Annotated in this window: 1 protein-coding gene; it reads left to right on the top strand. The window is 52.1% G+C overall.

The window, feature by feature from the left end; all coding sequences use genetic code 11:
* Nucleotides 1–470: gamma-glutamyl-gamma-aminobutyrate hydrolase family protein (locus BCY78_RS25075; protein ID WP_199523202.1), on the top strand; the 470-nt coding region annotated here is incomplete at both ends.

Here is a 470-nt window from a genome sequence, read left to right as displayed (position 1 = left end):
GTTCAGTATGCCCGTGAAAACAGGATTCCCTACCTTGGGATTTGTTTGGGTATGCAGGTCGCGGTGATCGAATATGCCCGCCACGTAGCAGGTATGGAAGCGGCGCATAGTACCGAGTTTGATACAAAATCACCGTTTCCCGTTGTCGGTCTGATCACTGAATGGCAGGATGCGAGCGGGGCGACGGAAATCCGGACAGAGCAATCTGATCTTGGTGGTACCATGCGTCTTGGCGCCCAGGAATGTCGCTTGGAAGAAGAATCGCAGGCTTATGCTGCTTATGGCAAGAAGGTGATAGCTGAGCGGCATCGTCACCGCTATGAAGTAAACAACAACCTGCTGCCCAAACTGCAGGAGGCCGGATTGAAAATATCCGGTTGGTCTGCGGATGGTTCTTTGGTCGAAGTGGTGGAAGTACCTGAGCATCCCTGGTTTGTGGCTTGTCAGTTCCATCCGGAATTTACTTCTAC

Source organism: Pararhodobacter sp. CCB-MM2 (genome assembly GCF_001691415.1).
In the GTDB taxonomy this organism is placed as follows: Bacteria; Pseudomonadota; Alphaproteobacteria; order Rhodobacterales; family Rhodobacteraceae; genus Pararhodobacter.
Note: the sequence above shows the minus strand (reverse complement) of the source record. Positions and strands in the feature narration are given on the sequence as shown.